At 60.5% G+C, this 7,062-nt stretch carries 1 pseudogene; it reads left to right on the top strand.

The annotated features are described in order from the left end of the window. Window positions 1–7,062, top strand: a pseudogene (locus tag EJD88_RS02750) (Ig-like domain-containing protein); the annotation flags it as partial.

The raw sequence follows: 7,062 nt of genomic DNA, 5'->3' as shown, positions 1-7,062 counted from the left end.
GCAACAACGTCGTACTGACCGCCAAAGGCGCCGAATTCGTCAACGCCGGCAACCAGCTGCCGAAGATCGACCTGACCGTCACCGACGCCGGTGGCCTCAGCTCTACCGGCGAAGGGCAGCCGACCGTTACCCTGGTCAACGATGTACCACTGATCGACATCACGCCGACCACCATCGTCGAAAACACCGCCGAGGCAGGCACCGTCGCCGGTACCTTCAACGCACGTGACGAAGAAACTCCGCGTGAAAACCTGACCATCAACTTCACCACCGGCACCAACGCTGACGGCTATTACAGCCTCTCCGGCAACAATGTCGTGTTGACCCAAAAAGGCGCCGATTTCGTCAACGCCGGCAACCAACTGCCGAAGATCGACCTGACCGTCACCGACGCCGGTGGCCTTAGCTCCACCGGCGAAGGCCAGCCGACCGTAACCCTGGTCGATGACACCCCGACCGCCGTCGACGGCCGCATCGAGGGCAACGAAGACACCTCGATCGAGCTCACTTGGGCGACGTTCGGCGTCCAGGACGAAGATTCCACCAGCCCGGCAGTAGTGTTTACCAGCCTGCCGGCCGGTTCCATCGAATACAAAGTCGACGGCGAGTGGGTCAAGCTCACCACGGCCGATCTGAAAACCGACACCTCGGCGGGCAAGGCCTTCACTCAGGCTGACTTCGATGCCCACAACGTGCGTTACACCCCGGCAGACAACGAGTCGGGCGATAACAGCTTCGGCGGCACTGGCGTGGGTAACAAGCAAGGCGATTACACCGAGCTGAACTTCCAGGCGACTGACGGCAGCTCCTACAGCGACACTAAAACCATCACCGTGGATATCCACCCGGTGACGGATGTGCCGGTTTTGACCTTCGGTCAAGTGCCAACCGGTCTGACCATTCAAACCTGGACCGGCAGCAACCTGCCGGCTGAACTGGGCACCAACGGCCAAGGCGTTACCCAGTCGAGCACGCTGATCAATGTGATCAACGCCCAGACCGCTGACAGCGCAGCCTCCACTGGCGTGACCAGCAATGTGAGCAACGGCAACGTGGCCGAAGGCACCGCGACCAAAGTGTCGGGCCTGGTCTACTTGGAAGCCGGCAAGAGCTACACCTTCAGCGGTACTGCCGACGACAGTCTGGCAATCACCGTAGGCGGCAAGCTGGTTGCTTCCGAGACCTGGAGCCAGGGCAGCGGGATTGGCGGGTCGACCTACACGCCGACCGAGTCGGGTTACTACACCCTCGACGTCTACCACTACAACCAGAACGGCCCGGGCAACTACGACGTCAACGTATCGACCAACAACGGCCCGGCCGTGTCGTTGGGCAACAGCGGCCTGCAGACCTACACCAGTGTGGCCGCGCTTGAAGCCGCCGGCATGGTGCTCGGCGACAGCCACGTGGTGAACGGCGAAGGCTATTACACCGGTTCCGTCTACAACCACGGCCTGGAAGACACCGCGATCAAGATCGCGCCGATTACCGCCACGTTCGTCGACAACGACGGCTCGGAATCCCACAAGGTTGAAATCAGCGGCCTGCCGGAAGGCGCCGTGCTCACCGACGGCACCACTGGTCACAGCATCACCTCGACCGGCGCGAGCACGCTCTACGATGTGAGCACCTGGAACCTGAGCACCCTGACCGTTACCCCGTTCAAGGACTCGACTGCCAGTTTCGACCTGACCGTCAAAGCCACGGCCAAAGAGTTGAGCACCGGCGTTGAAGAAGTCACCAGCGGCAAGATCGGCATCGTAGTCACTGCGGTCAACGACGCGCCGGTGCTGGGCAACGGTTCGACCAACGCGTTCGGCGACACCTACATTGAAGGCAAGCCGGGCGGCTACGTTGCGGCAAACCTGACCATCGCCGACGTCGACAACAGCACCTTGCAAAGCGCCAAGGTCACGCTGGTCAACCACCTGACCGATGACGTGCTGATCGCGGATGTCAGCAACACCAAAATCACCGTCAGCTATGACAAGAACACCGGTGTGCTGAGCCTGTCCGGCGAAGCCACCAAGGCTGAGTACCAAGAAGTCCTGCGCTCGGTGCACTTCGCCAGCGAGAGCGAAGACCCGAGCCCGGTCAATCGCAACCTGACCATCACCGTGAACGACGGTCAGGCGGACTCCGCGCCAGTGACCTCGGTGGTCTACGTGGTTCCGGTCAACGATGTGCCAGTAGTCAGCTTCGACAGCACCACCTTCACCGAGCAGACCGCAGGCGGCGCGCTGGTCAAGAACCTGTCCATCAGCGACGTCGACAACTCCACCTTCAGCAAAGTGGTGGTCACGGTTGATCACCTGGTGTCTGGTGATCTGCTCAGCAATGCCGATGTACTCAAGGCCCTGGCCGTTGCCGGTATCACCATCACCGAAACCGGCAGCGCCGCGGATGGCAAAGTCGTCTACACCCTGACTAGCAATTCGCCAGCCGGCAGCAGCGCGGCGGACTTCATCAAGCTGGTTGAAGCGATTACCTTCCAAGCCCCGGGCAACAATCCGGCTGGCACTGATCGCACCGTCACCATCGACGTCACCGACATCGGCGGCGGCAACCTTGACCGCGAGCCACCGGAAACCGGCAGCGCCACCGGCAAGGTCACCATCGACCTGTTCAACGATGCGCCGACCGCCTCGGCTGACCCAGCCAGTGCCAACGAAGACCACGCCGCAACCATCGTCCTGAGTGGCGCCGACGTGGATGGCTCCGTTGCCAGCTTCGTCATCACCACCTTGCCGACCAACGGCACGCTCTACAGCGACTCGACGCTCACCATCGCCCTGAAAGTCGGCGACTCGGTACCGGCAGGTGCCGACGGCAAGGCTTCGGTGTACTTCTCGCCGACCGGCGACTGGAGCGGCAGCACTTCGCTGACCTTCACCGCCGTCGACAATGCCGGCAAACCAAGCGGCGACACCACCGCAGCAATCACCATCGCGCCAGTCACCGACACCCCGCACCTGGGCCTGCTCGGCGGCGGCGTGGTGAGCGCGATCAACTTCGACAGTGCCCCGATCAACGGCGCCTGGGGCACGGTCGCGGTTGGCGATGCCAATAACGCAGCCGGCACGGGCACTAATCCGAACACCCAATGGCTGACCGGCAACGCCGACGGCAAAGTGGAAATCGGCCAAGGCAGCGTCTACGGCGTAGAGACCCCAGGCAACAGCCCGGTCATCGAGCTGGAGAAAAACGCCGGCGATGACGCCAGCCTGTACACCATCATCAAGGCTGAAAGCGGCACTGCTTACACCATCTCGGTCGATTACTCGCCGCGTGCGGGCGCCGAGAACAACTCGGTGATCGACGTGTTCTGGGGCGGCGTCAAAGTCGGCACCCTGGACGCCACCGTCGTGGGCATGAAGACCTACACCTTCACCGTGCCCGTCACCGCTGACGGCGACGCCAAACTCGAATTCAAGGCCCCGGCCGGCGACACCAACAACTCGCTTGGCGGCGTGCTGGACAACATCAGCGTTACCCAAGTGCTGAATACCGGCCTGGAAGATCACGCGATCAAGTTGTCCGCGATTGATGCTTATGCCACTGACACAGATGGTTCCGAGACCCTCAAGCTGGAAATCAGCGGCATTCCGCAAGGCGCGACCATTTCCGATGGCACGCCGGGCCACAGCTTCACGGCCACGGCTGACGTGCAAAGCATCGATATCAGCAGCTGGAACAAGGCCACACTGGTCTACAACCCGGTGCCAAACGCCAACGGCCTGGTGAACCTCACCGTTACCGCCACTGCGCAAGATGGTGATGCGACGCCGAAGTCCGAGTCGATTACGCTGCCGATCAATGTGATTGCGGTCAACGACCTGCCAGTGATTGAAGTCGTCGCGAACGACCTGGTGGAAAAACAGGTCGGCGAAGGCACCGTCGCCGGTACCTTTACCGTCAGCGACGTCGAGACCCCGATTGCCGATCTGAAAGTCACCTTCACCGGCGACACCAACAAAAACGGCTACTACACCCTCGTGGGCAACGCCGTGGTGTTGACCCTGGCGGGCGCGAACTTCGTCAACGCGGGCAACAAACTGCCGGCCATTGACCTGACCGTCACCGACGCCGACAAGGGCAGCTCCCACGATGCGGCTACGCCGGGTGTGACGCTGGTCAACGATGTGCCGCTGATTGATATCACGCCGACCACTATTGTCGAGAACACTGCCGAAGCTGGTACCGTTGCTGGCACGTTCAACGCACGTGACGAAGAAACTCCGCGTGATGGTCTGACCGTGAGCTTCACTGCTGGTACTAACGCAGACGGCTACTACGCCATCTCGGGCAACAACGTTGTGCTGACCGCGAAAGGTGCCGAATTCGTCAACGCGGGTAACCCGCTGCCGAAAATCGACCTGACTGTCACCGACGCTGGTGGCCTCAGCTCTACCGGCGAAGGCCAGCCGACTGTGACCTTGGTTAACGACGTTCCGCTGATTGACGTTACGCCGGCCACTATCGTTGAGAACGCTGCTGAAGCGGGCACCGTCGCCGGTACCTTCAATGCGCGTGACGAGGAAACTCCGCGTGATGGTCTGACTGTTAGCTTCACTGCTGGCACCAACGCAGACGGCTACTACGCTATTTCTGGCAACAACGTTGTCCTGACAGCCAAAGGCGCCGAATTCGTCAACGCCGGCAACCAGCTGCCGAAGATCGACCTGACCGTTACCGACGCCGGTGGTCTCAGCTCTACTGGCGAAGCTCATCCTACCGTGACCCTGGTCAACGACGTTCCGGTGATTGATGTAACACCGACCACTATCGTTGAGAACACTGCTGAAGCAGGCACCGTTGCCGGTACTTTCGTTGCTAAAGACGAAGAGACACCGCGTGATGGTCTGACTGTTAACTTCACTGCTGGTACTAACGCAGACGGCTACTACGCCATCTCCGGTAACAACGTTGTGTTGACCGCCAAAGGCGCTGAATTCGTCAACGCGGGCAACCCGCTGCCGAAGATCGACCTGACTGTTACTGACGCTGGTGGCCTCAGCTCCACCGGTGAAGGTCAGCCGACTGTGACCTTGGTTAACGACGTACCGTTGATCGACATCACGCCGACCACCATTGTCGAGAACGCCGCTGAAGCGGGCACTGTTGCGGGCACGTTCAACGCACGTGACGAAGAAACTCCGCGTGATGGTCTGACTGTTAGCTTCACTGCCGGCACCAACGTAGACGGCTACTACGCCATCTCTGGCAACAACGTTGTGTTGACGGCTAAAGGTGCTGACTTCGTCAACGCGGGTAACGCGCTGCCGAAGATCGACCTGACTGTTACTGACGCTGGTGGCCTCAGCTCTACCGGCGAAGGCCAGCCTACCGTGACCCTGGTCAACGACGTTCCGGTGATTGATGTAACACCGACCACTATCGTTGAGAACGCTGCTGAAGCGGGCACCGTTGCCGGTACTTTCAACGCACGTGATGAAGAAACTCCGCGTGATGGTCTGACCGTTAGCTTCACTGCTGGTACTAACGCAGACGGCTACTACGCTATTTCTGGCAACAACGTTGTCCTGACTGCCAAAGGTGCCGAATTCGTCAACGCGGGTAACCCACTGCCGAAAATCGACCTGACTGTCACCGACGCCGGTGGTCTCAGCTCTACTGGCGAAGGCCAGCCGACTGTGACGCTGGTCAACGACGTACCGTTGATCGACATCACGCCGACCACCATTGTCGAGAACGCCGCTGAAGCAGGCACCGTCGCCGGTACCTTCAACGCACGTGACGAAGAAACTCCTCGCGATGGTCTGACCGTGAGCTTCACTGCTGGTACTAACGCAGACGGCTACTACGCCATCTCGGGCAACAACGTGGTGCTGACGGCCAAAGGCGCCGAATTCGTCAACGCGGGTAACCCGCTGCCGAAGATCGATCTGACTGTCACCGACGCTGGTGGCCTCAGTTCCACTGGCGAAGGCCAGCCGACTGTGACCTTGGTTAACGACGTTCCGCTGATTGACGTTACGCCGACCACTATCGTTGAGAACGCTGCTGAAGCGGGCACCGTTGCCGGTACCTTCGTTGCCAAAGACGAAGAGACCCCACGTGATGGTCTGACCGTGAGCTTCACCGCTGGCACCAACGCCGACGGCTACTACGCCATCTCCGGCAACAACGTTGTGCTGACTGCCAAAGGTGCTGAATTCGTCAACGCGGGTAACCCGCTGCCGAAGATCGACCTGACCGTCACTGACGCTGGTGGCCTCAGCTCCACTGGCGAAGGCCAGCCGACCGTAACTTTGGTCAACGACGTTCCGGTGATTGATGTAACGCCGACCACCATCGTTGAGAACGCTGCTGAAGCTGGCACCGTCGCCGGTACCTTCAACGCCCGTGACGAAGAAACGCCGCGCGATGGTTTGACTGTTAGCTTCACTGCCGGCACCAACGTAGACGGCTACTACGCTATCTCGGGCAACAACGTGGTCCTGACGGCCAAAGGCGCTGAATTCGTCAACGCGGGTAACCCGCTGCCGAAGATCGACCTGACCGTCACCGACGCCGGTGGTCTCAGCTCTACTGGCGAAGGTCAGCCGACTGTGACCTTGGTCAACGATGTGCCGGTGATTGAAGTTACTCCGACCACGATCGAAGAAAACTCTGCCTCAGTCGGCACCGTCGCCGGTACCTTCACGGCCACCGACGAAGAAACCCCACGCGATGGCCTGACCATCACCTTCACGGGCACCAGCAACGCCGATGGCTACTACAGCATCTCCGGCAACAACGTTGTGCTGACCCAAAAAGGCGCTGACTTCGTTAACGCCGGCAACCAGTTGCCGAAGATCGATCTGACCGTTACCGATCCATCAGGCGCGAACTCCAGCAACAGCGGCCAACCGACCGTCAACCTGCACAACGATGTGCCGGTGATCACGGTTGCAGCTAACACCCTGGAAGAAAACTCGGCTGCTGCGGGCACCGTCGCTGGTACCTTCACCGCGACCGACGAAGAAACCCCACGTTCGGGCCTGACGATCACCTTCACCGGCACCAGCAACGCGGATGGCTACTACAGCATCTCCGGCA

It is taken from the genome of Pseudomonas sp. PB105 (assembly GCF_009764655.1).
Taxonomy (GTDB): Bacteria; Pseudomonadota; Gammaproteobacteria; order Pseudomonadales; family Pseudomonadaceae; genus Aquipseudomonas; species Aquipseudomonas cyclaminis.
This window is presented reverse-complemented; position numbering and strand designations above follow the sequence as displayed.